Raw genomic sequence first — 25636 nt, 5'->3', positions numbered from 1 at the left:
GACCGCCATTACCCCATTGTGCCGGTGACTGCCTCAACCGCGAATCAGATCAGCCGCCTTCTCCCCGACCAGCACCGATGGCGCGTGCGTGTGTCCGCGGATCGTGCTGGGCATCACCGATGCGTCGGCGATCCGCAGGCCGTCGACTCCCCGCACACGCAGCTGCGGGTCCACCACGCTGGCCTCGTCGTTACCCATCCGGCAGGTACCGAGCGGGTGATAGAGAGTGTGCGAGCAGTGGGTGAGCGCCAACTCGAGGGTCTCCTCGTCCAGTTCGGTGCTGTTGCGGGGTCGTGCGATGGGCCCCAGAAAGGGTTTGAGCGCGGGAGCTTCGGCGATCTGGGCGCATATCCGCAGGCCCGCCATCATTGCGGCGCGATCCACGCCGCCCGGATCGGACAGGTAGCGCGGTTCGATGACCGGCTTGACCGACGGGTCGGCGGAGCGCAGCGTGATCTGGCCACGGCTTTCCGGAGCCACCAGAATCGGACCGAACACCACCCCGTGTCCCGGCGACTTCGTCAGCAGGCCCTCGTCATAGAACGGCGCCGGGGCGAAGATCAGCTCGATATCGGGCAGCTCGAGATCGGGACGGCTGCGGAGAAAACCGTATGCCTCCCCGACATTGGAGGTGAGCATGCCGCGGCGCCTGGTCAGGTAGTTGATCAGCTGCTTGGGCGTTTGCGCGGCCGCCAAGCTGCCCTTTTCGACCGCGAAGCCCAGCGGTGTGACGAGATGGTCAAGCAGGTTTCGCCCTACCTCGGGAGCGTGGTAGACGGTGTCGATGCCGTGCTCGGTGAGATGCTCGCGGTCGCCGATACCGGAGAGCATCAGCAGCTGCGGGCTGTTGACGGCGCCACCGCACAAGATGACTTCGCGGCCGGCGTAGGCGACTGAGCTCTGGCCTTTGCTCCGGTATTCCACGCCGACGGCGCGGGGCCCGTCGAACACGATTCGCGTCGCGGTGGCCTCGGTGAGCACGGTGAGGTTTTTGCGTTGCATCGCCGGCTTCAGGTAGCCGTCGGCGGTACTGAACCGGGCGCCACGACGCTGGGTGACGACGGTTTCGCAGAACCCTTCCGGTGCCACAGAATTCGGTTGCGCGGCGGGTAATCCGCATTCCCGGGTGGCCTGCAGCCAGGCGGCGGTCAGCCCGCTGGGGCTGCGCTGACGTGAGACGTGCAGCGGCCCACTCACGCCACTGTCGTCGCCGCTGACGAAGTGCCAGGCATCGGTGACGTTCTCGATGCGACGGAAGTAACCGAGCGCTTCGGCGTATGACCAGTCCGGACCGGCTCGCGATGCCCATTCGTCGTAGTCTGCGCCGAACCCGCGCACCCACATCATCGCGTTCATCGACGATGATCCGCCGAGTACTTTGCCTCGGGGCCAATAGATTTCGCGCCCGCCGAGCTGCGCCTGGGGTTCGGTCAGGTAGTCCCAGTCGACCTCGCTGCGGAACAGTTTGGAGAAGGCCGCCGGAATGCCGATGAATCTGTTCTTATTGCGCGGGCCCGCTTCCAAGGCCAGCACCGAAATAGCCGGGTCGGCGCTAAGCCGATTGGCCACCACCGCCCCGGCCGAGCCGGTACCGACTACCAGGTAGTCGCATTGAATGTCCATGGTCTCGGTGGTGAGTGTATGACGCGGAGTTGCTAAACGGCGAGATCGATGCGGTGCGCGCTCTTCACCCCCTCGTATCGGTCGGGGCTGCAGGTCAGCACGATCACCTGTCCGTGGGCACCCACGTCGTCGAATACCTCTCCCATCCTGGCCAGCCGGTCGGGATCGCTGAACCCCAGCGCGTCGTCGATGACAACCGGCACGGTGTCCTCCTTGGCGACCAGCGCCGCTCCGGCCAGCCGGGCCAGGATGCCGAGCTGTTCCTTGGCGCCTCCCGACAATGATTCGTAGGGCACGGTGATGTCGTCCACGGTTCGGCTGCGGATCCGCAGATCACTGTCGACGTCCACCTCGAACGTCGGGCCGAACACCGGCCGGCCGAGCCGCTGCAGTTCGGCGCGGTACGGCTCGACATAGCGCAAGCGGGTGGTGTCGCGATGACGCGCCATCACCGAACGCAACAGTTGCACGGCCCGGGCCCGGCCGCCGACCCGGTTGTGCTGGACGCTCGCGTGCTCACGCTCGGTCTCGGCGTCGTCGAGCTTGCCTTTGCGGCCCTGGGTGCCGAACACCGAAAGTTCAACGGCGACTTCGCGCAGCGCGTACACGGTGTCGTCGTGGCGTTCGCGCAGCGACTGGACCACTGCGGCGGCCTCTTTCAATTCCGCGGCGACGGTCTCGGGCGCGGTGGCGTTCAGCGCCCTGGCCAGTTCTGCCACTCGTTGCTCGGCGGCCTGTTGGGCTGTCTGGTCGGCCTGCGCCCTGGCGGCCAGGTCTGCGTCGCCGACCGCCGCCCGTTCGCTGGCCAACCGGGCGGCGGCCGCATCGAGCTCGGCACGCTGTGTTGCCACATTGTTGAGTAGAACCGTTGCCCGCGTGGCTGCTTCGGCGAGGTTCGCAGCGGCTTCGGCCGCGATCCGCCGTCGGGTCTCGCATTCGGCTTGCGCGGCCGTGCGCGCCGCCTCGGCCGCATCGAGTTCGGCGCGCGCCGTCGCGGCATCCGTCCCGAACAGATCGGGCGCTTCGGGTTGCGCCGCATCCAGCTGCGTCAGCCGGGCGCGCAGCTGGTCCACCTGCTCGTCGCCGCACACTCCGGACCGGGTGGCAGCCAGCCGGTCGCGGCCGCTCTGCAGTTCGCGCCGCCTTTTGTCAGCCGCTTTGGCTGACATCAGGTCGGTGACACCGGCCGCGGCCACTGCTTTGGCGAGCTCTTCTTGCGCCGCAAAGTGTTTCGCCTGCACATCGAGCGCGGTGGCCCCAGGCGTGACGCGGGCCGTCAATACACCGGGAACCTGCACCTCGGTGGGGCCGCTGGCGGTGATCGCCCAGCTCTGGCCCGCGGCCAGCACCACCCGCTGATCGCCCACAGCCAACTCGATATCGGCCGCGGCGATGAATTCCACGGCGGTGGACATCAGCGTCAGCTGCCCACTCGCACGATCGGCCGCGGCTGCGGCGCTTTCGATTCGCTGCAGCAGCTCCTCGGTTACGGTGATCTCACGTAGCTCCGCGTCGATTCGGTCGCACTCGGCTTGGATGGTGTCGATTTTGGCCAGCCGGGCGGCCAGCCGGTCGGCCTCGTCACGCGCGGCGATCTGATCTAGAGCCGACCGGGCCGCTTCGGCGCAGCACTGTACGGCGGGCAGCTGTTGGGCTGTCGCCTCGAGCGCGGCATCGGCGGCCGCGGCATCGGCTTTGGCCGTAGCGAGCTGGCCGGCGGCTTCGTGCGCAGCTACTTCGGAATCGTTGATAGATGCTGTGCGAGAGGCTATTTCGTCCAGCAGCCGTAGTCGCGCGGTGTGCGCCGCAGTGGACGCGTTGCTGGTAGCGGCAGCCGCGGTTGCCACCAGTTCGGCTTCGCGCGCTTCGTCAGCAAGGGCGGCGATCCGTTCGGCAGCCGCCTTGGCGGCGACCAGCCTCGGACCGGCAGCGTGTCGCTGCCGGTCCAATTCGGCCACCTGCGCGGTCAGGTCAGCGTGACGGCGCACCCGGTCGTCGACCTCGGCTACCGCGTGGCCACACTCCACCACCTTCGCCTCGGCATCGGCCAGCCGGGAGATGGCAGCGGCCCACTCGCCGGTGGGGCGACCGGTCGGGGTGAAGTAGCGTGCGAATTCGGCGTCGATGCGCTCGATGAGTAGCGGCTCGGTTCCCGACAGGGCTCCGTTGTCACCGGCGGCGACATCGAGCGCACGCGATAACGCATCGCAACCGGACAGATCCACCGCCTCCGTCGACGCAGCCTGCAGCACGCGCTGGGCACGCCACAGTTCGGTGTCCACCGTCTCGGCGAGCATCGCCCGGACTCGATCATGGGCTTCGTCGCCGGTCAGCTGTTCACGGCGCGGCGCCAGCACCGTCAATTCCGTCTCACACCTCTTGTGAAAGCGCTTGCGATAGACGAAACGGTAAGGGCCGCTACTGAACTCGGCCGTAACCTCGGAGGACGCATCGGCGTGCGTGGGTTTGACTTGCTTGACTTCTTTTTTCGTCGACCGATCTTTGAATTCCAGCAATAGGTCCAGCGCTTCGACCATGGACGTCTTGCCGATCTCGTTGTCGCCGCAGACCACCACCACGCCGTGATCGGGGAACTCGATCTCCCGGTGAGCGATGCCTCGGTAGTTCTTCAAGACCAGCCGGTGCAGTTTCATGCCGCGCCCCGATCCGCGAGCCGCAGTAAGAGTGCCAGCGCCGCTTGAGCATCCACCGCGGACTCGTCTCCCGCGCGCGCCGTTGCGACCAGCTCGTCGACAGCGGCCGCGGCGAATCCGCCGATGCCGAGGTCGGTGAACTCGCCGTCGGCGGGCACCACGGCAAGCTCGGTGTGCCGCTCCCACAGCCCCAGCCAGGCGAACAACCGCGCGTACTTGTCCAGACACGCATCGAGTGCCGCGCGGTCGGTGACGGTCAACGAACCCGTCAGCGCCAACCGCACCACCGTGCGTTCCTTATCGGGCAACTGATCCAAGTTCAGGTCCAGGTCGGCGATCTCGCGATTGTCGTCCACCTGCCGGCGCAGCGTGGTAAATCGCCAACGCCCAACACTTTTGGGCTCCACCCTGACCGGCCGGTGCGGGTCTTCTTCGTCGATTTCCACGACCAGCACATGACCCGGGTCGGCCTCGACATCATCGAAGTTGGTCACTTCCGGTGAGCCTGAATACCACACTCGTCCGCTGCTGCCGACCTGGGTGAGGGAATGCTTATCCCCCAGGGCCACATAGTGAATCACGCTGCCGGACAGTGCCTTATCGATGTCCGCCAGTCGAATCAGCGAGGGCTTGTCACGGTCGGGATCCAAGACGTCCACGCCGCCGTGGGCGACCACCACCCGGGTCACGTCGGTTGCGCGCAGGCCGTTGAGCGCCTCGGCGACCAGGTCGGTGGTGGGCGCCTTCGACCGCCAGGGTGCAGCGATGATCTCCAGCCCGGGCCTTATCTCGTGCACGCCCGCACGGTCGAGCACTACGACATTGTCCGGGCATTCGGCGGTGAACAGGGCACTGGTGTAGATCGATGACGCATCCAGTGGATCGTGGTTGCCCGGCAGCAGATAGACCGGAATACCGATGGCGCGCATCGCCTCTAGCGACTGCGCGATCACCTGCGGCGCGAGCTGGTTGTGCTCGAAGACGTCGCCGGCAACCACGGCGAATTCGGCGCCCACTTCGACGGCCAGCACACCCAGGCCGGCCACCGCGTCGCGGCGGGCCGCCGAATAGCGGGGCTGGGCATCACCGGCGAGGAAGTGCCGCGTCATGCCTAGCTGCCAGTCGGCGGTATGCAGGAATTTCATCCTGGCGCCCTCCTCCCGAACTGCGTTTCTTTCCAAGGCATTGCGAGTGTAGGACTGGGCTCCGACAAGTTCGGGGACGTGCGTCGGCAGGTCATTCTTGTCAGGGGGCCGGCGTAGTGTTTCGAACATGGGTTCGAGCACCCGGGAGGCCGTCGTGACGCCGTTCGACGCGCTGCGCACCGCGGTGTCCGGTGTGCCGGCGCTGTCGTGCGACGCCCTGACCACTCCAGAGCGTTTGATGCTTCTGCAGCGCTTGGAAGATGAGACTCGACGGTTGCCGGTGGTGCGGCATGCATTGATCAACCAGATCGCCGAGCAGTCCGGCGAAACCGAACTGGGCGGCAAGCTGGACGAGGCGCTGGCCAATCGATTGCGCATCACCCGCAAGGAGGCCAGGCGCCGTATTGCTGAAGCCGAGGATCTGGGCGAGCGCCGGGCTTTGAGCGGCGAACCGCTGCCGCCGCAGCTGAAGGCTACCGCTAGAGCCCAGCGCCAGGGCCTGCTCGGCGACGAGCATGTGCAGGTGATCCGCCGCTTCCTCACCCGGCTACCCGAAGCAGTGGATCTGTTCACCCGAGAAGCCGCCGAAGCCGACCTGGCCACCAAAGGAAGGCAGTATCGTCCCGACGAACTGGCCGACTACGCCAAGGTGCTCGCAGACTGCCTCAACCCGGATGGCAACTACAGCGACGGCGACCGCGCCCGGCGGCGCGGGATCACGCTGGGCAACCAGGAATTCGACGGCATGTCACGCACCAGTGGCGTGGTCGACCCACGGCTGCGGGCCGTTATCGAAGCGACGCTGGCCAAGCTGGCCGCCCCGGGCATGTGCAACCCCGAGGACGAGATGCCGGTGCTCGACGGGGAGGCCTCGCCAGAGGCGGTGCGCCGAGACCTCCGCAGCGCGGCGAAACGCAATCACGATGGGCTGCTGGCCGGGCTGCGAGGTATGTTGTGCTCCGGAGACCTGGGACGGCACAACGGATTACCGGCGTCGATCGTCGTGATTACGACGCTCAAAGCCCTCGAAGCCGCCACGGGCCGCGACTTAACGGGTGGCGGCACCCTGCTGCCCATGTCCGAGGTGATCCGATTGGGCCGGCACGCGAACCACTATCTAGTCATCTTCGACAAAGGCAAACCCCTCGCGCTCTACCACACGATAAGACTCGCCTCACCCGGACAGCGAATTGTGTTGTACGCCAAGGACCGCGGCTGCACGGCGCCAGGCTGCGACGTGAAGGTTACTACTGCGAAGTGCACCACACCAAAGAGTGGGCAACCACTCATCGCACCGACATTGACGAACTCACCTTTGCTTGCGGAGTCGACCACAAACTCCCCGAACAAAGCTGGACCACCCGCAAGAACGTCAAAGGCGAAACGGAATGGATACCCCCACCCCATCTCGACTACGGGCAGCCCCGCGTCAACACGTTTCATCACCCGGAGAAGGTCCTTTACCTGGAGGATGACGATGACGACGCGGCGTAGTCGCGGGCCTCCACTAACGTGTGTCCGATGAATGAGCAGCAGCGCACGCTAGTGCTGATGCGGCATGCGAAGTCGGCCTACCCGGAAGAGGTTGCCGATCACGAGCGGCCGTTAGCGCCCCGCGGTACCCGCGAGGCGGGCCTGGCTGGGGACTGGTTGCGCGCCAACCTGTCCCCCATCGACCTGGTGCTGTGTTCGACGGCAACACGTGCGCGGGAAACCCTGGCGTGCAGCGGCATCGACGCTGCGCTGCGATACGTCCAGCGGCTGTACGGCGCGGCGCCCGGAACCGTGATCGAAGAGATCAACGGGGTGCCCGACGACGTGAAGACGCTGGTGGTCATCGGACATGAGCCGACGATGTCATCGGTGGCGATCATCCTGGCCGGCGCCGAGGGCACCGACACCGCCGCCGTCGACCGGATTGCGCGCAAGTTCCCCACGTCAGGGCTAGCCGTGCTCCGGGTCAGCGGTCGCTGGAAAGACCTCGAACCCAACACCGCGGCGCTCATCGAGTTCAATGTGCCGCGCGAAGAGTAGGTGCGGGTTGCGCAGCTAGGCGCGTGGCTAGGCGTTGGTCGCCAGCGTCAGCTCCATCAACTTGATGGCCTGGCCGCAGGCGTCGATACCGGGCGCTTGCGGGTTGACCCACCAGCCGACCACTCCGGCCGCGTCGCTGGCCACACCGCAGGCACCGTTGGGATCGTTCGGGCGCATCACAATGGAGTCGATGCCCTGGATCGAACGGTTCTCGATCTGGTATTTCAGCCCCTCGGCGACTTTGCGCTCGTTGCTCAGGCTGCCCTGCTCGAACCAGAACCGGGTGATGTCTATCAGCCCGGCCGGGTTGGCCGCCTGCCAGCGGCAGATTGCGCCGACGAACGTGCTCTGAATGTCCAGCGGGTCAGCACCGACGGTCTTGGCCAGGATGTCGGTGGTCAACACCTCACATTCCTTCAGCAGGTTCGGATACTGCCGTTCGGAATTGTCGTTGCGAGGCACGCCGCCGCTACCGGCCTTGACGGCGGTGCCGCCGACCGACCTCGTGCAACCGGTCAGCACCGCCAGCACGCTGAGCACTGCCGCAACCACGGCAACCACCCCACGCGTCCGCCGGTTCATTTCGAGTTCGCAATCGACTGGCGGGTCAGCTCTTTGGCGATGTCGCACGGCGGCGGGAATGGCTTCTGACTGAAGCTCACCGACCATTCGATGAAGTCGTCCTGAAATTGGATCCCGATTTCGCACAGCGAGTCCCCCAGGCTGGGCTCGTTGCCCACCGCGATGAAGCCGCTGTGGCCGTTGATGTTGATGTCCTCGACGCTGGCGCGCGACAACTCCTCCGTCTTGCGTTCGCGCCCGATCGGGCTACCGCGATACCAGGAGAAGGAGAAGTGCGGCCCCGAGATGCCGCCGCCCGCCAGCCATTGGCAGCCCACCGAGTTCTTGGCGGTGTTGATCAGCCCGGTCATCCTGGTCTGCTCAGCGACCGTCTGATCGCTGACGCCGCCGCATTGCGGGAAAAACGGGCCGTGGTGGCCCTCCGAGTTCCCCTGCGACGACGAGATCGTCGCGCCCGGCTTGTCGCCACCGGCACTCGAGCACCCGGCGATGGTCGGGCTCAACGCCACTAAGGCCGAGACCGCCACCGCCAGCTTCGTCACGTTACGCCGCACCGGTACCTCTTCTGCTGGTCACAGGATGCAGTGTAGGGGCAGCACCACAGGTCAACTACCGACACGCCATCTGATCAGGCATTTCCGGCTTACCGGTGGACCCGGCGCGGGTGCCCAACCACTGTGCGACAGTTACCCAATGCTGCGGGCACTGCTGCGCCAGTACATCCGGCCGTATCGCCGGCTGGTCGCGGTGCTGATGGTACTGCAGCTGATCAGCACACTGGCTTCGCTGTACCTGCCGACGGTCAATGCGGCGATCATCGACGACGGCATCGCCAAGGGCGACACCGAAACGATCATCCGGCTGGGCTTGCTGATGCTGGTGGTCACCGGTCTGCAGGCGCTGTGCGCGGTGGGCGCCATCTACTTCGGCTCCCGGACCGGGACGGGTTTCGGCCGCGACCTGCGCGCGGCCATGTTCGAGCACATCATTAGCTTCTCGGAGCGGGAAACGGCCCGATTCGGAGCCCCGACGCTCTTGACCCGCAGCACCAACGACGTGCGCCAGATCGTGTTCCTGGTCCAAACCGGCGCCAACATACTGGTCACCGCCCCGCTCATGTGCATCGGCGGTGTCATCATGGCCATCCACCAGGAAGCCGCCTTGACGTGGCTGCTGCTGGTCAGCGTTCCCGTCCTGGCCATCACCAACTACCTGATCATGACTCGGATGCTGCCGCTGTTTCGCCGCATGCAGGCGCTGATCGACGGGATCAACCGCGTCATGCGCGACCAGCTCTCCGGTGTCCGGGTGGTCCGCGCGTTCACCCGCGAAGGGTATGAGCGAAACCGGTTCGCCCAAGCCAATGGCGCGTTGTCGAATACCGCACTGAGGTCGGGGAATTATCAGGCGCTGATGCTGCCGGTCACCACCTTGACCATCAACCTGTCCAGCGTCGCGGTGATCTGGTTCGGCGGCCTGCGCATCGACAAAGGACAGATGCAGGTCGGCTCGCTGAGCGCCTTTCTGTCCTACTTCGCCCAGATCCTGATGGCGGTGTTGATGGCAACCATGACGCTGGTCGTGCTGCCGCGCGCCTCGGTGTGCGCCGAACGCATCACCGAGGTGCTGGGTACCCGCGCCGCCGTCGACAACCCGCCGGACCCCAAGTTCCCGCCGCATGGAATCACCGGGGCACTGCGCCTGGATAAGGTGACGTTCACCTATCCGGGTGCCGATTGCCCTGTGTTGCAGGATATTTCGCTGACGGCGTTCCCCGGCACCACCACGGCAATCGTCGGCAGCACCGGGTCGGGCAAGTCGACGCTGGTGTCACTGATCTGCCGGCTCTACGACGTCACAGCCGGCGCGGTCCTGCTCGACGGAATCGACGTGCGCGACTACCACACCGAGCGGCTCTGGTCGGCGATCGGCCTGGTGCCCCAGCGCGGCCACCTATTCTCCGGCACCGTCGCCGACAACCTCGGATACGGCAAGGCCGAGGCAACCGAAGAAGAAATGTGGGAAGCGTTGCGGGTGGCCGCGGCCGAGGATTTCGTCAGGGCACACGGGCTGCACATGCGCGTGGGTCAGGGCGGCGTCAATTTCTCCGGCGGCCAGCGCCAACGGCTGGCGATCGCCCGGGCGGTGATCCGCCGGCCGGCCCTCTACCTATTCGACGACGCGTTCTCCGCGCTGGACGTACACACCGACGCCCGGGTGCGCGCCGCACTGCGCGACACGGCCCGCGACGCCACGATTATCATTGTCACCCAACGTGTTTCAACTGCCGCCCAGGCCGACCAGATCGTCGTCGTCGACAACGGCGGGATCGTCGGCACCGGCACCCATGAATCGCTGGTAACCGACTGCGCCGCCTACGCGGAGTTCGCCGCTTCGCAGTCGGTGGGCGCCGGCATCGGAGGCCCGCGATGAGCGCGCCGGTGGGCGCGCGCCCCCGCGGCGCCGCGCCGGACCCCAAGGCGCGGTCGCGCGATTTCTGGGGAACGGCGACGAGGCTGGTGAAACGGCTTGCGCCGCAACGCCGGCTGAGTCTGGCAGTGATCACGCTGGGCATCACCGGCACCGCGATCGGAGTCGTGGTCCCACGGATCCTCGGCCACGCCACCGACCTGTTGTTCAACGGCGTCATCGGCCGCGGGCTACCTAAGGGCATCACCAAAGCCCAGGCGGTCGCCGCGGCCCGGGCCCGCGGCGACACTACCTTCGCCGACCTGCTGTCCCGTATGAACGTGGTGCCCGGCCAGGGCGTGGACTTCGCCGCGGTGGCGCGCACGCTGGCACTGGCGCTAGCCCTGTATCTTGTTGCCGCGCTGTTGATTTGGGCCCAAGCGCGGTTACTGAACCTCACGGTGCAACGCACCGTCACCGCGTTGCGCTCCGACGTCGAGGACAAACTGCACCGGCTGCCGCTGGCCTACTTCGACAACCGGCAGCGCGGTGAGCTGCTGAGCCGAGTCACCAATGACATCGACAACGTTCAGTCCGCGCTGTCGATGACGATCAGTCAGCTGGTCACTGCGGTCCTGACCGTGGTGGCCGTGCTGGCGATGATGGTGTCCATCTCGCCGCTGCTGGCGTTGATCACCGTGCTGACGGTGCCGCTGTCCCTGTTGGCGACCCGCGCGATCACCAAACGTTCGCAGCGCCTGTTCGTGGCGCACTGGACCAGCACCGGCCGCCTCAATGCCCATATCGAAGAGACCTACAGCGGTTTCACGGTCGTCAAGACGTTCGGCCACCAGGCCGCCGCGAAAGAACAGTTCCGCAGGCTCAACGACGACGTCTACCAGGCCAGCTTCGGCGCGCAGTTCTTCTCCGGGCTGGTCGGCCCGGCGACGACGTTCATCGGAAATCTCGGCTATGTCGCGGTCGCGGTGATCGGCGGCCTGCAGGTGGCCACCGGCCAGATCACCCTCGGCAGCATCCAGGCCTTCATCCAGTACGTCCGCCAGTTCAACCAGCCCATCGGCCAGGTGGCCGGCATGTACAACAGCCTGCAGTCCGGCGTCGCCAGTGCCGAGCGGGTGTTCGATCTGCTCGACGAGCCGGAGGAATCCCCCGACCCGGAGCCTGGCCTAATTCCGGCGCCAGAGCTCGGCCCGCAGCCGGGACGCGTCGAGTTCAGGCACGTGAACTTCGCCTACCGCACGGGCATCCCGGTGATCCGCGACCTGTCCCTGCTGGCCGAACCCGGCAGCACCGTGGCGATCGTCGGCCCCACCGGGGCGGGCAAAACCACCCTGGTGAACCTGCTGATGCGGTTCTACGAGGTCGATTCCGGCGAAATCCTGATCGACGGCATCAATATCGCCGCGCTTAACCGGCATTCGCTGCGATCGCGAATCGGCATGGTGCTGCAAGACACCTGGCTGTTCGACGGGACCATCGAGGACAACATCGCCTATGGGCGACCCGACGCCAGTGCCGACGAGATAGTGGAAGCGGCCAGGGCGGCCTACGTCGACCGGTTCGTCCACACCCTGCCGGCCGGTTACCAGACCCGGATCAGCGGCGGCGGCGGCAACGTCAGCGCCGGCGAGAAGCAGCTCATCACGATCGCCCGGGCTTTCCTGGCGCGTCCGCAGCTGCTGATCCTGGACGAGGCCACCAGCTCGGTCGATACCCGCACCGAATTGCTCATCCAGCGCGCGATGTGCGAACTTCGCCGGGACCGGACGAGTTTCGTTATCGCCCACCGGCTTTCGACGATCCGCGACGCCGACCAGATCCTGGTCGTCCAGGACGGCCAGATCGTCGAGCAAGGCGATCACGCCGAGCTGCTGGCCCGGCAAGGGGCGTACTACGCGATGACCCAGGCTTCGATGTAGCCGGCGCGCGGCGTTACCAAGAAGTTATCGAGAATCCGCCAAGCGCACGCCCCGATTCTGAGGTCATCCAGCCAGGAGACCACCTCAGCAAGGAGCTAAAAATGTTCTCACCCCGCATCACCGCAGCCCTCACCACCGCAGTCGGCGCCGCGGCCGTCGCGCTTGCCGTCGCCACCGCGGGCGCCGCCTCGGCCAGCGCGGCCGACGACACATTCATCTCGCAGATGCAGTCGATCGGCGTCAGCTTCTCCTCTCCGCAGGCCGCCGTGCAGCAAGGCCACCAGGTGTGCACGGAGCTGGCTGCCGGCAAGACCGGCACGGAGATCGCCAACGAGGTGCTCAGCCAGACCAACCTGACCTCCAAGCAAGCCGCCTACTTCGTCGTCTACGCCACCAAGGACTACTGCCCGCAGTACGCCAGCCAGCTCGCCTAATCGCCGCACCTGCAGGTGGGGATCCCGGGCACCGGGATCCCCATTTGCTCGTTTGCCATCCCTGAGCCCTCACTAAGCTCGGTGTCCGGGGTAGCCGGCTCTCGGCCGACACAAGGACCAAGATTAGGGAGAAGTCGATGAAGCTTCCGACTCGTGCCAACCGGACCCGTGTCGCCGCCGCGGCTGCCGCACTCGCCTTGTTCGCCGTCGTCCCATCCCTCGGCGGCTGCGGGAACCACGGCGGCTCGAACGCCGGATCGTCGGCCACCACGGCCAACGGAACCAGCGGCGAGGCCGCCACACTGCTCAAGCAGGCCGCCGACGTCATGCGGAAAGTCACCGGAATGCATCTGACCCTGTCCGTGCAGGGCGACGTGCCCAACCTGCGGGTGACAAAACTCGAGGGCGATGTCTCCAACACGCCGCAGACCGTCGCCACCGGCAGCGCCACCATGCTCGTCGGCAACAACCCGCAGGACGCGCAGTTCGTCTACGTCGACGGGCATCTCTACTCCGACCTCGGCCAGCCCGGCACCTACACCGACTTCGGCAACGGCGCCTCGATCTACAACGTGTCGATCCTGCTGGACCCGAACAAGGGCTTGGCCAACCTATTGGCCAACCTCAAGAACGCTGCGGTGGCCGGTACCCAACAGGTGAATGGTGTTGCTACCACGAAGATCACCGGAGATTCCAGCGCCGACGACGTCGCAACACTGGCCGGATCCCGCCTGACCGACGAGAACGTCGCGACGGTTCCGACCACCGTCTGGACCGCTTCGGACGGGTCCTCCCACCTGGTCCAGCTGCAGATCGCCCCGACCTCGAATACTTCGGTGACGCTGACCATGTCCGACTGGGGCAAGCAGGTCACCGCAACCAAACCGGTCTAGCAACCTCCGGCCCTGGCGAAAGGACTTCACCACATGACGACGATGATTACCCGCCGGCGACGGCTGGCGGTGGTTGTCGCCCGCCTGGCTATTGTCACCGCGATCATCCTCACGCTGGCCCCGGCGATGGTCCCGACGGCGCAAGCCGCCGAGTCCTACGGCGCAATCGCTTACTCCGCCAACGGTTCCTGGGGCAGGTCGTATGCCTATCCGACGCGGGCGGCGGCCGAAGCGACCGCGGTCAAGCATTGCGGCTATTCCGATTGCAAGGTGTTGACCACCTTCACCCAATGCGGTGCCGTCGCCGCCAAAGATCATGACTACAAGGGCGGGGTCGGCACCGATTTGAGCGCCGCGATGAAAGACGCGCTGAGCAAGCTCGCCGGCGGCTATATCGACACGTGGGCGTGCAACTGATCGGCCTGCAGACCAATCACTCCAAGGATTCGTCGAGATAACAAATAGGTCTTGATCCGAGCCTTTTCTCAACAGCCCGAGAAAAGGACAACCGTGAAAATCACCTACGCTTTCAAGACCGCATTGAAGACCGCCCTGTTGACCGTCGCCGCCGGTGCCGTCGCGCTCGGCGTGGCCGGTCCGGCCGACGCATCGGCGGCCACCATGTACGGGGATCCCGCAGCCGCCGCCAAGTGGTGGCGCTACCAGAAATACGACGACTGCCTGCTGATGGCCAGCGCCGACGTGGTCGGTCAGATGACCGGCAAGGAACCCTCGGAGGCAGCCATAATCAAGCTGGCTCAGAACACACCCAGCACCGTGCACCCCGGCTCCATTTACGTCAAGCCGGCCGACAAGAAGCACCCGAACTCGGGCCAGGGCACGAGTTTCGGGGACTTGCCGGCGCTGCTGGGACACTACGGCGTCGAGGTCCAGATGACCGATCAGAGTCACAGCCCAAAGACCGGCGTCGCCACGGGCATCGAGGCGCTCGAGCAATATCTGGGCAGTGGCCGCAAGGTGATCGTCGACGTGAACGCCGAAATGATCTGGGGCCAGCCCGTTGAGACCAAGGACAGCGACGGCAACCCAGTGGGCGACCACGCCGTGGTGGTGACCGGTGTCGACACCGCCAACGGCGTGGTGCATCTCAACGACAGCGGCAACGAGAAGGGCCGCGACGAGCAGATCCCCATGGACCTGTTCACCAAAGCGTGGGCCACCAGCGACTACTTCGTGGTCGTCACCACCGGCAAGTGACACAAGAAACTACTACCGCGGACAGCCGCCCGGTTTCATGCCGGGTGGCTGCCCGCTTTGCAGCATTGGCGGCCAACGGAATTCAGGTTCGGCAGATCACTCCAAGAATTCGAGGAGATAACAAAAAGGCCACCCCGCGAACCTTTTCTCAACGCCCCTTCCGCAACTGCGGAACGAGACCCCGAGAAAAGGACCACCAATGAAAATCTCCACCGCAATCAAGACCGCCATCTTCGCCACGGCCGCCAGCGCGCTCGCGCTCGGACTGGCCAACCCGGCCGAAGCGTCGTCGGGCACCATGTACGGCGACCCGACGGCGGCCGCGAAGTACTGGCGCCACCAGAACTACGACGACTGCGCGATCATGTCGAGCGCCGACGTCGTCGGCGAGCTGACCGGCAAGCTGCCCTCGGAGCGGGCCATCATCAAGGTTGCGCAGAACACCCCCAGCACCACCCACCCAGGCTCGATCTACCTCAAGCCGGCCGACAAGAACAACCCCAACTCCGGCATGGGCACCGACCCCGACGACCTGCCTACCCTGCTGGCGCACTACGGAATCCACGCGGTCAACACCGACGCTGACACCGCCGGCAAGACCGGGGTCGCCACCGGCATGGAGGCACTCGAGCAGTACCTGGGCAGCGGCCACAAGGTGATCGTCGGGGTCAACGCCGAGATGATCTGGAACCAGCCGGTCGAGAGCAAGGGCAGCGACGGCCAGCCGCGCGCCGACCACGCCGTCGTGGTCACCGGTGTCGACACCGCCAACGGCGTGGTGCACCTCAACGACAGCGGCAACCCCAACGGGCGCGACGAGCAGATCCGGATCGACATCTTCGTCAAAGCCTGGGCCACCAGCCACAACTTCATGAGCGTCACCCAGGAAACCAAGTGACCACTGCCCCAACATAATTGGGACACCCGCACGGTTCCGCTACGGGACCTGCGGGTGTCTCTTAGGTGGATCGGGGCACTTCGTACCACAATGACAGGGACTGAGACCATGTTGCCAACACGGAATGGCTGGTAGCGCGATGGAGGACAGACGCCTCGAATTCGGTCTGCTGGGACCGTTGGAGATGAGCATTGACGGTGCCCTGGTGCCGTTGGGCACCCCGAAACAGCGGGCAGTGCTGGCCATGCTGGTCATCAACCGCAACCGGCCCGTCGGGGTCGACGCACTCATCACCGCCCTCTGGGAGGAGTGGCCGCCGTCGGGAGCACGGGCCAGCATCCACTCCTACGTGTCCAATCTGCGCAAGCTGCTCAGCAACGCCGGCATCGACCCGAAAGCCGTATTGGCCGCGGCGCCGCCGGGTTACCGGCTCAACATTCCGGACAACACCTGCGATCTGGGCCGCTTCATCGCCGAGAAGACCGCGGGTGTGCACGCCGCCGCCGCCGGCCGGTTCGAGGAGGCCAGCCGTTACCTTTCAGCCGCACTGAAGGAATGGCGCGGACCTGTGCTCGACGACCTACGGGACTTCCAGTTCGTCGATTCCTTTGCCACTGCCCTCGTCGAGGACAAGATTCTGGCCCACACCGCCAAGGCCGAAGCCGAAATCGCTTGCGGACGAGCGTCCGCGGTGATCACCGAGCTCGAGGCTCTCGTCATCGAGCACCCGTACCGCGAGCCCCTGTGGACACAGCTGATCACCGCCTACTACCTCACGGACCGTCAATCCGATGCCTTGAACGCTTATCGGCGGGTGAAGACAACCCTGGCCGACGATCTCGGCATCGATCCCGGCCCGACGCTGCGCGCGCTCAACGAACGGATCCTGCGTCAGGAACCGCTGGACGCCAAGAAGACGGCAAAAACCACCGCTGCCGGCACCGTCACCGTCCTCGACCAGCGCACGATGGTCACGGGCCAACGGGCCATCGCCTCGTTGCACGACATAGCCTCCGGCCGCAAATACCCCTTGCAGTCCGCGGCGACCCGGATCGGTCGTCTCAGCGACAACGACATCGTGCTGGACAGCGCGAACGTGAGCCGCCATCACGCCGTCATCGTGGACACGGGCACCAACTACATCATCAACGATCTGCGCTCCTCGAACGGCGTACACGTGCAGCACCAACGGATCCGCGCCGCGGCCACCCTCAACGACGGTGACCACATCCGTATCTGTGACTACGAATTCACGTTCCAGATCACCGGCGCGACCCAGGCCTGACCCGGGCGAATCGAGCCTGAGCGATGCGGGCCGCGGCAGAACCGGTGGTGCTGGCGATGCCTTACCGTCATGATTACCGTCATGGGTTGCTGGGCCCTGCCGGGTTCGGGGGCTGTTGGTTATTGGCCGAGCCGGGTCCAACGGCCTGTTGGTAGGGTCGGCGGGATTCGGAGTGGGTTGAGGAGGATCGGCGATGAGCGAGGCGTCAGACTCGCGGGTGGGGTCAATGTTCGGCCCTTACCATCTCAAACGGCTGCTGGGCCGCGGCGGGATGGGCGAGGTTTACGAGGCCGAGCACACCGTCAAGGAGTGGACGGTCGCGGTCAAGCTGATGACCGCAGAGTTCAGCAAAGACCCGGTGTTTCGCGAGCGGATGAAGCGCGAGGCGCGCATCGCCGGCCGGTTGCAGGAACCGCACGTGGTACCCATCCACGACTACGGCGAAATCGACGGCCAAATGTACTTGGAAATGCGCATGATCGAGGGCACCGACCTCGACAGTGTGCTCAAGCGTTTCGGCCCGCTGACCCCGCCGCGCGCGGTCGCCATCATCACCCAGATCGCCTCGGCCCTGGACGCCGCACACGCAGCCGGCGTGATGCACCGCGACGTCAAGCCGCCCAACATCCTGGTCACCCGTGAGGATTTCGCCTATCTGGTCGACTTCGGGATCGCCAGCGCCACCACCGACGAGAAGCTGACCCAGCTGGGCACCGCGGTGGGCACCTGGAAATACATGGCGCCCGAACGGTTCTCCAACGACGAGGTGACCTACCGCGCCGACATTTACGCGCTGGCCTGCGTGCTCTACGAGTGCCTGACCGGTTCTCCGCCGTACCGCGCCGACAGTGCGACGACGCTGGTGACCGCGCACCTGATGGACCCGGTCCCGCAGGTGAGCGCCGCCCGTTCGGGCATTCCGAAGTCGTTCGACGCCGTGATTGCGCGCGGCATGGCCAAAAAGCCCGAGGAGCGCTATGCCAGCGCCGGTGACCTGGCGCGAGCCGCCAAAGAAGCGCTGAGCGACCCCGATCAGGACCACGCCGAAGACATCCTGCGCCGCAGCCGGGAATCCACCATGCCCGGCACCGGGCTGGCCTCGCAGCCGCCGACGGTTGCCGCCGGCACGCCACCGCCTGGCCCAGCGCCGGCGCCCCCGGCACAGCCGTATGGCGACCCGCTGAGTTCAGGGCCCATGCAGCGGCCCGCCCCGGCCGGCCAGCCGCAGTGGTCCAGCGGGCCGGTCCCGGCCGCCGCGCCGACCCCTCAGTACTTCCAGGGCAGCGGCTGGGGTGGCACACCCCCGGGCACCCCACCACCGCAGCAGCCGGGCGGCCCCACGGCCTGGAACCAATCACCGGCACCGCGCAAGCGCAACCCGTGGCCCATCGTCGCCGGCGCCGCCGCCGCCGTCGTCGTCCTCGCGCTTGCCGGCATCGGCATCTGGATCGCCACCCAGCCCGATGACAAGCAGCCGGTCGCCGACAACTCGTCGACACCGGTCACCACCCCAAGCTCCAGCAGGACGTCGTCGGCTCCGCCGACTTCGACCACTCCGGCCGACCCGCAAAGCCGGCTGCTCAGCTTCCTGCCGGCCGGCTACTCCAGCGGCACCTGCACAGCGACCACACCCAAGCCGAACAGCGTGTGGACCGGCGCGGTTGCCATGGTCGACTGCGGGCAGAACTCCAACCAGGGCGGCCCGAGCCGCGCCGTCTACGGACTGTTCCCCAACCTCGACGCACTCAAGCAGGCCTTCAACGACGACATCGGCGCGGGCGAGCTGTCCAACTGCCCCGGCGAAGGACCCTCGCCGGACACCTGGCACTACGCAAAGACGCCCAATGTCGTGGCCGGGATGATCGCGTGTGGCACCTACAAGAACCACCCCAACGTGATCTGGAGCAACGAGTCCAAACTCATGCTCAGCGACGTCTTCGGGGACCCGGCAACCCTGGAGGATCTGCACAGCTGGTGGGCCAAGTACGGCTGATCAATGGCCCCCGGGCCAGGCCTATGGATAGGCGACCCCGGACCGCCTATAGATAATGCCGGCGGGAGTGCGGTTGGTTTGGAGGGGCAGCGATGAGCGAGGCGCAAGGCTCGCGGGCGGGGCAGACGTTCGGGCCCTACCTTCTCAAACGACCGCTGGGCCGCGGCGGCATGGGCGAGGTCTACGAGGCCGAGCACACCGTCAAGGGATGGACGGTCGCGGTCAAACTGATGTCCGAGTCCGTCAGCAGCGACCCGGTATTCCGCGAACGGATGAAGCGCGAAGCCCGCATCGCCGGCCGACTGCAGGAACCCCACGTGGTGCCCATCCACGACTACGGCGAAGTCGACGGGCTGATGTTCCTGGAGATGCGCCTCATCGAGGGCACCGACCTGGACACCATGCTCAAACGCTTCGGCCCGCTGCCGCCGCCGCGGGCGGTGGCCATCGTCACCCAGATCGCCACGGCCCTGGATGCCGCCCATGCCGCCGGGGTGATGCACCGCGACGTCAAGCCGCCCAACATCCTGGTCACCCGCGACGACTTCGCCTATCTGGTCGACTTCGGCATCGCCAGCGCCACCACCGACGAGAAGCTCACCCAGATGGGCACCGCGGTGGGCACCTGGAAATACATGGCGCCCGAACGGTTTACCAACGACGAGGTGACCTTCCGCGCCGACATCTATGCGTTGGCGTGCGTACTCTACGAATGTCTGACCGGCGTGGCACCGTACCCGTCCGACAGCGCAGGGATGCTGGTCAGTGCCCACATGATGGACCCGATCCCACGGCCCAGCGCTGCACACTCGGGTATTCCCCGCGCCTTTGACGAGGTGATCGCTCGCGGCATGGCCAAGCGGCCGCTGGACCGCTACGCCAGCGCGGGTGATCTGGGGCGGGCCGCACACGAGGCACTGAGCACTCCCGACCAGAACCGGGCCAAGACCATCCTGCGCCGGAGCCGGGAAGCCACCCTGCCGGCTGGGCCAGCTGGGCCCACTGGGCCCACTCGGCCAGCTGGGCCAGCTGGGCCCACTGGGCCCACTGGGCCCACTCGGCCAGCTGGGCCAGCTGGGCCAGCTGGGCCAGCTGGGCCAGCTGGGCAGCAAACCATCCAGCACCCGCCGGCGCCGACGACTCCGATCGCGGCGCCCACCACCCCGGTGGGCCCGCCGAGTTATCCGTCCTGGCCCGCAGTGCCGGTCATGCCGAACCCCGGCCCGCCCCCAATGGCCCCGCCCCCTGCAGCCTGGAACCCCGGGCCGCCGCCCGGGCCGCCGCCACAGTTTGCCGGCCTGCCGCCCGGGCCGCCCGGGCCACCAGGTCTGCCGCCCGTGCCCGCACGCGGGCGCAACCCGTGGGCGATCGTCACCGGAGTAGCCGCGCTCTTCCTCGTCCTCATCCTGGGCGCCATCGCTATCTGGGCGGCCACCAAGGACGACGATAAGCCACAGCCCGACGCGCGCCGGACGACCACCACCACAACCACCACCCGGACCACGCCACCCACCACTACGCCGACCACGACAACGCCCACCACGCCGACTTCGGCTGCCCAGGCACGGCTGATGAGCCTGCTGCCGCCGGGCTTTCCCCCCGGCAGCTGCACGCCGGATAGTCAACCGATGCCGGGCGCGGTGGTTTCGGTCAAGTGCGGACAGAACACCGATCCCAACGGTCCGAAAGTCTCGGCCTTCGGGCTCTACTCCGACGTTGCCGCGGTAAAGAAAGCCTTCACCGCTTTCATCGGCACCTTCACCATCCAGGGGTGTCCCGGCGGGAAAGCATCGCCGGGCACGTGGTGGCACAACCAGGACCCAAAGACTGTCCTCGGTCAGATCGCCTGCGGCAACTACAAAGGCAACGAGCCGCAGGTGATGTGGAGCAATGAGCAGACGCTGATGTTCGGGCTCGCCGCGGGAAATCCGCAAACTCTCGATCAGCTGTACAAATGGTGGGCTTCCCACTCGTAGGCATCGGAGGCTGCACATGCAAGACAGGCAAGACAGACAAGCCACCAGTTTGGCTCAGCTGGAGCTGAGGGCCGCCGGACGTACCTGGCACGCCACCGCAAACCGGGTATGGACCATCGGCCGCGCCGCGGAAGCCGATATCCGCCTAGACAATCCGCGAGTGTCACGCGACCACGCGGTGCTCGAGCCCACCTCCGAGGGCTGGGTGCTGGTCAACCGCAGCAGCAACGGCACGTTTCTGGACGGGCAGCGCGTCGAGCGCCTGGCGATCCGGCAGCCGGTCACCGTGGTGCTGGGTTCGGTGTCGTCCGGAGAGGTAGTGGAACTGCACCCGGCAACCCCGCCACAGCCCGCCGCGGGCAGGCCCAATGCCGCTGAGCCGCCGATACCGGGCGGGACGACGGTCGCCCGCCCGCCCACGGCCGTGCACGCCATCGACCAATTGGTCATCACGATCGGCCGCGGGCAGGACAACAACGTCGTCCTCAACGACCTGCTGGTATCCCGGCGCCACGCGATGCTGCGCCGCTCGGGCAACCAGTGGGAGCTGGTCGACAATCACAGCGCCAATGGCACCTACGTCAACGGCAATCGAATCAACCGGGCGCTCATCGGGCCCAACGACATCGTCGGCATCGGCCACCAGCTGATGCACCTGTCCGGCGATCGGCTGGTGGAATACGTTGACACCGGCGATATTTCGTACGAAGCGTCCAACCTGCGGGTGGTCACCAATAAAGGCCGCGTGCTGCTGTCCGACGTCACCTTCGCCCTGCCGCAACGCAGCCTGCTGGCGGTGGTGGGCCCCAGCGGCGCCGGGAAATCGACATTGCTGGGCGCGCTCACCGGATTCCGCCCGGCCGGCAGCGGTTCGGTTCGCTATGACGAGCGCGACCTCTACGACAACTACGCCGAGCTGCGGCACCGCATCGGCTTTGTGCCGCAGGACGACATCCTGCACACCCCGCTGACAGTCCGTCGGGCACTGAATTACGCAGCGCGCCTTAGGTTTCCGCAGGACGTCTCGGCCGGCGAACGCAAGCAGCGCATCGAGGAGGTACTGACCGAGCTCGGGCTGTCCACCCAGGCCGACCAGCGCATCGACAGCCTGTCGGGTGGTCAGCGTAAACGCACGAGCGTCGCGCTGGAGCTGCTGACCAAACCGTCGCTGCTGTTCCTCGACGAACCGACCTCGGGTCTTGACCCGGGCTATGAGAAGTCGGTGATGCAAACACTGCGCTCGCTGGCCGACGACGGGCGCTCGGTGGTGGTGGTCACCCACAACATCGCCCACCTCAACATGTGCGACCGGCTGCTGATCTTGGCCCCCGGCGGGCGGCTGGCCTATTTCGGACCGCCGCAACAGGCGCTGAGCTACTTCAACTGCACCGACTTCGCCGACCTGTTCACCCTCCTCGAACACGACAAGGCCACCGACTGGACCGCCCGGTTCAACAGCTCACCGCTGCGCGCGGCACTTGCCCCGCGCCCGCCGCAGCGGGCGCCCCACCCCGGCCCGGCGCCGACGGCGAAACCGGTGGCCCAGCAGAGTGCACTGGCCCAGTTCGCCATCCTCTCCCGGCGGTACCTCGCGGTCATTGCCGCCGATCGGCAGTATTCGGTGTTTCTGCTGCTGCTGCCTTTACTGCTCAGTTTGTTCGCCTATGCCGTGCCGGGCGAGGCGGGTTTGTCACTGGCCAAGGCGATTGCCCAGAAGTCGACGCAGCCCTCCCAATTGCTGGTGTTGCTCATCATCGGCGGCGGGTTGATGGGGTGCGCGGCCTCGATCCGCGAAATCGTCAAGGAGCAAGCCATATACCGCCGAGAACATGGCATCGGCTTATCCGGCGGCGCCTATCTGGCGTCCAAGCTGGTGGTGCTGACGGTGCTGACCACTGTGCAGGGACTGATTCTGGGCTTCCTCGGGGTCGCGTTCCTGCCGCCGCCGGATCAGTCGGTGGTGCTGCCGTGGCCCAGGCTGGAGGTGGCGGTCGCGGTCGTCGCCGTCACCGTGGTCACGATGATCATCGGCCTGTTGATCTCAGCGATGATCGGCAACGCCGACCGGGGTATGCCACTGCTGGTGCTGGTGGTCTTCGCCGAACTGGTGCTGTGCGGCGGGATGTTCGGGGTGAAGGGCCGCATCCCGCTCGAGCAGCTGGCTTGGCTGTCGCCGTCGCGGTGGGCCTTTGCGATGGGAGCTTCGACGGTCGATCTCAACGACCTGCGCCGGACCGTGCCCGGCGGAGAACAGGATCCGTTGTGGGACTACGACGTCAGTACCTGGCTGCTGGCCGCCGGGGCATGCCTGGCGCAGGCCATCGTGCTGGCGCTGCTGATCGGGCTACAGTTGCGGCGCCTGGACCCACAACGCAAGGCCCGCAAGTGATTTCAGGCATGCTTCATCATGAAGGGGACGCCGCTGACGGCCAGTTCGCCGTAGGATAGCTGGACCGACAGCAGCCGGTAGCCGAGGTAGTAGACCCCGTAGGACCAGGCACGCTCGGCGGCGGTAGTAAGCATCTTTCTCCCCTTGGTTTGGCTGCTGGGAGAAGCATCTGCCGGTGCACTTGCCACATCCTTGACGGATGCTTGGGATAGTGTCGGCGCATTGCGGGTTGATTTGGAGGATCAGCAATGAGCGACGCGCAGGACTCGCGGGTGGGGTCCACGTTCGGCCCTTACCACCTCAAGCGGTTGCTGGGCCGCGGCGGGATGGGCGAGGTTTACGAGGCCGAGCACACTGTCAAGGAGTGGACCGTCGCTCTGAAGGTGATGACCGCGGAGTTCAGCAAGGACCCGGTATTTCGCGAGCGGATGAAGCGCGAAGCCCGCATCGCCGGCCGACTGCAGGAACCCCACGTGGTGCCCATCCACGACTACGGCGAAGTCGACGGGCAGCTGTTTTTAGAGATGCGCCTCGTGGAGGGCACCGACCTGGACAGCCTGCTCAAGCGTTTCGGCCCGCTGACACCGCCGCGCGCGGTCGCCATCATCACCCAGATCGCCTCGGCCCTGGACGCCGCACACGCAGCCGGCGTGATGCACCGCGACGTCAAGCCGCAGAACATTCTGGTCACCCGCGACGATTTCGCCTATCTGGTCGACTTCGGGATCGCCAGCGCCACCACCGACGAGAAGCTGACCCAGCTGGGCACCGCGGTGGGCACCTGGAAATACATGGCCCCGGAACGGTTTTCCAATGACGAGGTCACCTACCGCGCCGACATTTACGCGCTGGCCTGCGTGCTGCACGAATGCCTGACCGGCGCCCCGCCATACCGCGCCGACAGCGCCGGCACCTTGGTGACCGCCCATCTCATGGATCCCATCCCCCAGCCCAGCGTCGCGCGCGCGGGCATCCCCAAGGCGTTCGACACGGTGGTGGCTCGCGGCATGGCCAAAAAGCCCGAGGACCGCTACGCCAGTGCGGGCGATCTGGCGCTGGCCGCCCATGAAGCGCTCAGTGATCCCGACCAGGATCACGCCGCCGACATCCTGCGCCGCAGCCAGGAGTCCACCCTGCCCGGTCCGCCCGTCCCGGCCCCGGCGCCGCCGACCAAGCCGGCCACCGCGCTGGCCCCGCCGTCGAATCCGCCGTCGAATCCGCCCTCGCGGCCGGTTCCCGTCACGCCGCCGCAGCAGCCGCAGCAGCAGCGGCCCCAATATCAGCCGGCGCAGTCCTATCCCCCGTCGGGTCCGACGCCGCAGCAGCGACCGGCCAACCAGCCCGGATGGTCCCCGCCCAGCGGTCCCATCCCCTACCCGAACAGCGGGTGGAGTGGCCCCCAGCGGGCCGTGCCGCCACCACAGCAGCCCGGCGGCCCAGCCCCGTGGAGCCAGGGGCCGGCACCGGCGGGCAAGCGCAATCCCTGGCCCATCGTGGCCGCGGTTGCCATCGTGCTGGTCTTGATCGTGGGCGGTATCGGCATCTGGCTGGTGATTCAGCCGAAGCCCAAGCCGCCGCCCAAGCCCATCGCCGAGGACCGGCTGAGTTCGCTACTGCTCAGCCCTTCGGAAGTCAACTCGGTGATGGGGGCATCGACGATCGCGCCCGGCAAACCCATTACGTCGATGGATGCCCCGACATTGACTGTCTCCCAACCGGATTGCCAAGGCGCGCTCTACACCAGCCAAGCCCCGGTCTACGCCGGCACCGGCTACACCGGGATCAGCGCGCTGGTGTCGTCCGAGCCTGGCGACAATTACGACCACTGGGTCAACCAGGCCGCCATCGCCTTCCCGTCCGCCGACAAGGCACGCGACTTCGTGCAGACTTCGGCGGGCAAGTGGAAGAACTGCGCGGGCAAGACCGTCACCGTCACCAACAAGGGCAAGACGTACCGGTGGACCTTCGCCCAAGTTGAAGGCAGCCCGCCGCGGATCACGGTGGTGGATACCCAGGAGGGCGCCGACGGCTGGGAGTGCCAGCGCGCGCTGAGTGTGGCCAACAACGTGGTGGCCGACGTCAACGCGTGCGGCTACAAGATCACCGATCAGGGCGGGCAGATCGTCGACCGGATCATCGCCAAGATCAATAAGGCCTGATGGC

At 66.5% G+C, this 25636-nt stretch carries 19 protein-coding genes and 1 pseudogene; 14 read left to right on the top strand and 6 right to left on the bottom strand.

Translation table 11 applies throughout. The features are described from left to right. Nucleotides 1–33: 33 nt before the first annotated feature. Genes AWC27_RS23855 through AWC27_RS23845 form a run of 3 tightly spaced genes read right to left on the bottom strand, consistent with a single transcriptional unit; the run spans nucleotide 34 to nucleotide 5422 of the window. Complete coding sequence (locus AWC27_RS23855) at nucleotides 34–1623, bottom strand: GMC family oxidoreductase (RefSeq protein ID WP_085672738.1); 1590 nt, start codon at nucleotides 1621–1623, stop codon at nucleotides 34–36. A gap of 32 nt (nucleotides 1624–1655) precedes the next feature. Beyond that, nucleotides 1656–4277 (bottom strand): AAA family ATPase, encoded by a 2622-nt coding sequence (locus AWC27_RS23850; RefSeq protein ID WP_085672737.1) that lies wholly within the window; start codon nucleotides 4275–4277, stop codon nucleotides 1656–1658. Beyond that, nucleotides 4274–5422 (bottom strand): metallophosphoesterase family protein, encoded by a 1149-nt coding sequence (locus AWC27_RS23845; protein ID WP_085672736.1) that lies wholly within the window; start codon nucleotides 5420–5422, stop codon nucleotides 4274–4276. Before AWC27_RS23845 ends, AWC27_RS23850 begins: the two co-directional genes overlap by 4 nt. Nucleotides 5423–5549: 127 nt before the next feature. On the opposite strand from AWC27_RS23845, the pseudogene AWC27_RS23840 reads away from it, so the two are divergent. Together AWC27_RS23840 and AWC27_RS23835 are read left to right on the top strand one after the other, a co-directional pair. Beyond that, nucleotides 5550–6916, top strand: a pseudogene (locus AWC27_RS23840) (HNH endonuclease signature motif containing protein). 27 nt (nucleotides 6917–6943) lie between these two features. Next, complete coding sequence (locus AWC27_RS23835; RefSeq protein WP_085672735.1) at nucleotides 6944–7456, top strand: SixA phosphatase family protein; 513 nt, start codon at nucleotides 6944–6946, stop codon at nucleotides 7454–7456. 27 nt (nucleotides 7457–7483) lie between these two features. Here AWC27_RS23835 and AWC27_RS23830 read toward each other — a convergent pair whose 3' ends face one another. Both AWC27_RS23830 and AWC27_RS23825 read right to left on the bottom strand, forming a co-directional pair. Next, entirely contained in the window at nucleotides 7484–8038 is a 555-nt protein-coding gene (locus AWC27_RS23830) for a DUF3558 domain-containing protein (RefSeq protein ID WP_085672734.1), read from the bottom strand. Then, entirely contained in the window at nucleotides 8035–8592 is a 558-nt protein-coding gene (locus tag AWC27_RS23825; RefSeq protein WP_085672733.1) for a DUF3558 domain-containing protein, read from the bottom strand. The genes AWC27_RS23830 and AWC27_RS23825 overlap by 4 nt, the downstream gene beginning before the upstream one ends. Before the next feature lie 139 nt (nucleotides 8593–8731). Here AWC27_RS23825 and AWC27_RS23820 point away from each other — a divergent pair, with 139 nt between their 5' ends. The 11 genes from AWC27_RS23820 to AWC27_RS23770 all read left to right on the top strand — a co-directional run bounded on the left by AWC27_RS23820 (nucleotide 8732) and on the right by AWC27_RS23770 (nucleotide 23473). Beyond that, entirely contained in the window at nucleotides 8732–10471 is a 1740-nt protein-coding gene (locus AWC27_RS23820; RefSeq protein ID WP_085672732.1) for an ABC transporter ATP-binding protein, read from the top strand. Continuing rightward, nucleotides 10468–12387, top strand: a complete 1920-nt coding sequence (locus AWC27_RS23815) for an ABC transporter ATP-binding protein (RefSeq protein WP_085672731.1) — start codon at nucleotides 10468–10470, stop codon at nucleotides 12385–12387. Before AWC27_RS23820 ends, AWC27_RS23815 begins: the two co-directional genes overlap by 4 nt. Before the next feature lie 101 nt (nucleotides 12388–12488). Continuing rightward, the gene (locus tag AWC27_RS23810; RefSeq protein ID WP_085672730.1) at nucleotides 12489–12821 is read left to right on the top strand and encodes a DUF732 domain-containing protein; all 333 of its coding nucleotides are present in this window, start codon (nucleotides 12489–12491) and stop codon (nucleotides 12819–12821) included. A gap of 137 nt (nucleotides 12822–12958) precedes the next feature. Then, nucleotides 12959–13714 (top strand): LppX_LprAFG lipoprotein, encoded by a 756-nt coding sequence (locus tag AWC27_RS23805; protein ID WP_085672729.1) that lies wholly within the window; start codon nucleotides 12959–12961, stop codon nucleotides 13712–13714. Between the two features lie 33 nt (nucleotides 13715–13747). Next, complete coding sequence (locus AWC27_RS23800) at nucleotides 13748–14131, top strand: DUF4189 domain-containing protein (protein WP_085672728.1); 384 nt, start codon at nucleotides 13748–13750, stop codon at nucleotides 14129–14131. Between the two features lie 99 nt (nucleotides 14132–14230). Beyond that, complete coding sequence (locus AWC27_RS23795; protein ID WP_085672751.1) at nucleotides 14231–14932, top strand: C39 family peptidase; 702 nt, start codon at nucleotides 14231–14233, stop codon at nucleotides 14930–14932. A 199-nt stretch (nucleotides 14933–15131) separates the two neighbouring features. After that, the gene (locus AWC27_RS23790) at nucleotides 15132–15830 is read left to right on the top strand and encodes a cysteine peptidase family C39 domain-containing protein (protein ID WP_085672727.1); all 699 of its coding nucleotides are present in this window, start codon (nucleotides 15132–15134) and stop codon (nucleotides 15828–15830) included. 124 nt (nucleotides 15831–15954) lie between these two features. Next, nucleotides 15955–17115 (top strand): ATPase/transcriptional regulator EmbR, encoded by a 1161-nt coding sequence (embR, locus tag AWC27_RS23785; protein ID WP_085672726.1) that lies wholly within the window; start codon nucleotides 15955–15957, stop codon nucleotides 17113–17115. A 193-nt stretch (nucleotides 17116–17308) separates the two neighbouring features. Next, nucleotides 17309–19108 (top strand): serine/threonine-protein kinase, encoded by a 1800-nt coding sequence (locus tag AWC27_RS23780; protein ID WP_085672725.1) that lies wholly within the window; start codon nucleotides 17309–17311, stop codon nucleotides 19106–19108. A gap of 92 nt (nucleotides 19109–19200) precedes the next feature. Beyond that, nucleotides 19201–21084, top strand: coding sequence for a serine/threonine-protein kinase (locus AWC27_RS23775; protein ID WP_085672724.1), 1884 nt, complete (start codon nucleotides 19201–19203; stop codon nucleotides 21082–21084). A gap of 16 nt (nucleotides 21085–21100) precedes the next feature. Continuing rightward, a complete protein-coding gene (locus tag AWC27_RS23770; RefSeq protein WP_085672723.1) occupies nucleotides 21101–23473 on the top strand; it encodes an FHA domain-containing protein in 2373 nt (790 codons plus the stop codon). A gap of 2 nt (nucleotides 23474–23475) precedes the next feature. Here AWC27_RS23770 and AWC27_RS32900 read toward each other — a convergent pair whose 3' ends face one another. After that, nucleotides 23476–23607: a hypothetical protein gene (locus AWC27_RS32900; protein ID WP_264079066.1), complete on the bottom strand. Its 132-nt coding sequence runs from the start codon at nucleotides 23605–23607 to the stop codon at nucleotides 23476–23478. A gap of 114 nt (nucleotides 23608–23721) precedes the next feature. On the opposite strand from AWC27_RS32900, the gene AWC27_RS23765 reads away from it, so the two are divergent. Then, entirely contained in the window at nucleotides 23722–25632 is a 1911-nt protein-coding gene (locus tag AWC27_RS23765) for a serine/threonine-protein kinase PknH/PknJ (protein WP_085672722.1), read from the top strand. Nucleotides 25633–25636: the final 4 nt, after the last annotated feature.

It is taken from the genome of Mycobacterium szulgai, assembly GCF_002116635.1.
In the GTDB taxonomy this organism is placed as follows: Bacteria; Actinomycetota; Actinomycetes; order Mycobacteriales; family Mycobacteriaceae; genus Mycobacterium; species Mycobacterium szulgai.
This window is presented reverse-complemented; position numbering and strand designations above follow the sequence as displayed.

Coding starts and splice junctions, on each gene's coding strand:
- AWC27_RS23800 (WP_085672728.1), top strand. CDS start 13,748: ATGACGACGATGATTACCCGCCGGCGACGGCTGGCGGTGGTTGTCGCC.
- AWC27_RS23780 (WP_085672725.1), top strand. CDS start 17,309: ATGAGCGAGGCGTCAGACTCGCGGGTGGGGTCAATGTTCGGCCCTTAC.
- AWC27_RS23850 (WP_085672737.1), bottom strand. CDS start 4,277: ATGAAACTGCACCGGCTGGTCTTGAAGAACTACCGAGGCATCGCTCAC.
- AWC27_RS23845 (WP_085672736.1), bottom strand. CDS start 5,422: ATGAAATTCCTGCATACCGCCGACTGGCAGCTAGGCATGACGCGGCAC.
- AWC27_RS23855 (WP_085672738.1), bottom strand. CDS start 1,623: ATGGACATTCAATGCGACTACCTGGTAGTCGGTACCGGCTCGGCCGGG.
- AWC27_RS23820 (WP_085672732.1), top strand. CDS start 8,732: ATGCTGCGGGCACTGCTGCGCCAGTACATCCGGCCGTATCGCCGGCTG.
- AWC27_RS23805 (WP_085672729.1), top strand. CDS start 12,959: ATGAAGCTTCCGACTCGTGCCAACCGGACCCGTGTCGCCGCCGCGGCT.
- AWC27_RS23775 (WP_085672724.1), top strand. CDS start 19,201: ATGAGCGAGGCGCAAGGCTCGCGGGCGGGGCAGACGTTCGGGCCCTAC.
- AWC27_RS23835 (WP_085672735.1), top strand. CDS start 6,944: ATGAATGAGCAGCAGCGCACGCTAGTGCTGATGCGGCATGCGAAGTCG.
- AWC27_RS23830 (WP_085672734.1), bottom strand. CDS start 8,038: ATGAACCGGCGGACGCGTGGGGTGGTTGCCGTGGTTGCGGCAGTGCTC.
- AWC27_RS23765 (WP_085672722.1), top strand. CDS start 23,722: ATGAGCGACGCGCAGGACTCGCGGGTGGGGTCCACGTTCGGCCCTTAC.
- AWC27_RS23790 (WP_085672727.1), top strand. CDS start 15,132: ATGAAAATCTCCACCGCAATCAAGACCGCCATCTTCGCCACGGCCGCC.
- embR (WP_085672726.1), top strand. CDS start 15,955: ATGGCTGGTAGCGCGATGGAGGACAGACGCCTCGAATTCGGTCTGCTG.
- AWC27_RS23810 (WP_085672730.1), top strand. CDS start 12,489: ATGTTCTCACCCCGCATCACCGCAGCCCTCACCACCGCAGTCGGCGCC.
- AWC27_RS32900 (WP_264079066.1), bottom strand. CDS start 23,607: ATGCTTACTACCGCCGCCGAGCGTGCCTGGTCCTACGGGGTCTACTAC.
- AWC27_RS23770 (WP_085672723.1), top strand. CDS start 21,101: ATGCAAGACAGGCAAGACAGACAAGCCACCAGTTTGGCTCAGCTGGAG.
- AWC27_RS23815 (WP_085672731.1), top strand. CDS start 10,468: ATGAGCGCGCCGGTGGGCGCGCGCCCCCGCGGCGCCGCGCCGGACCCC.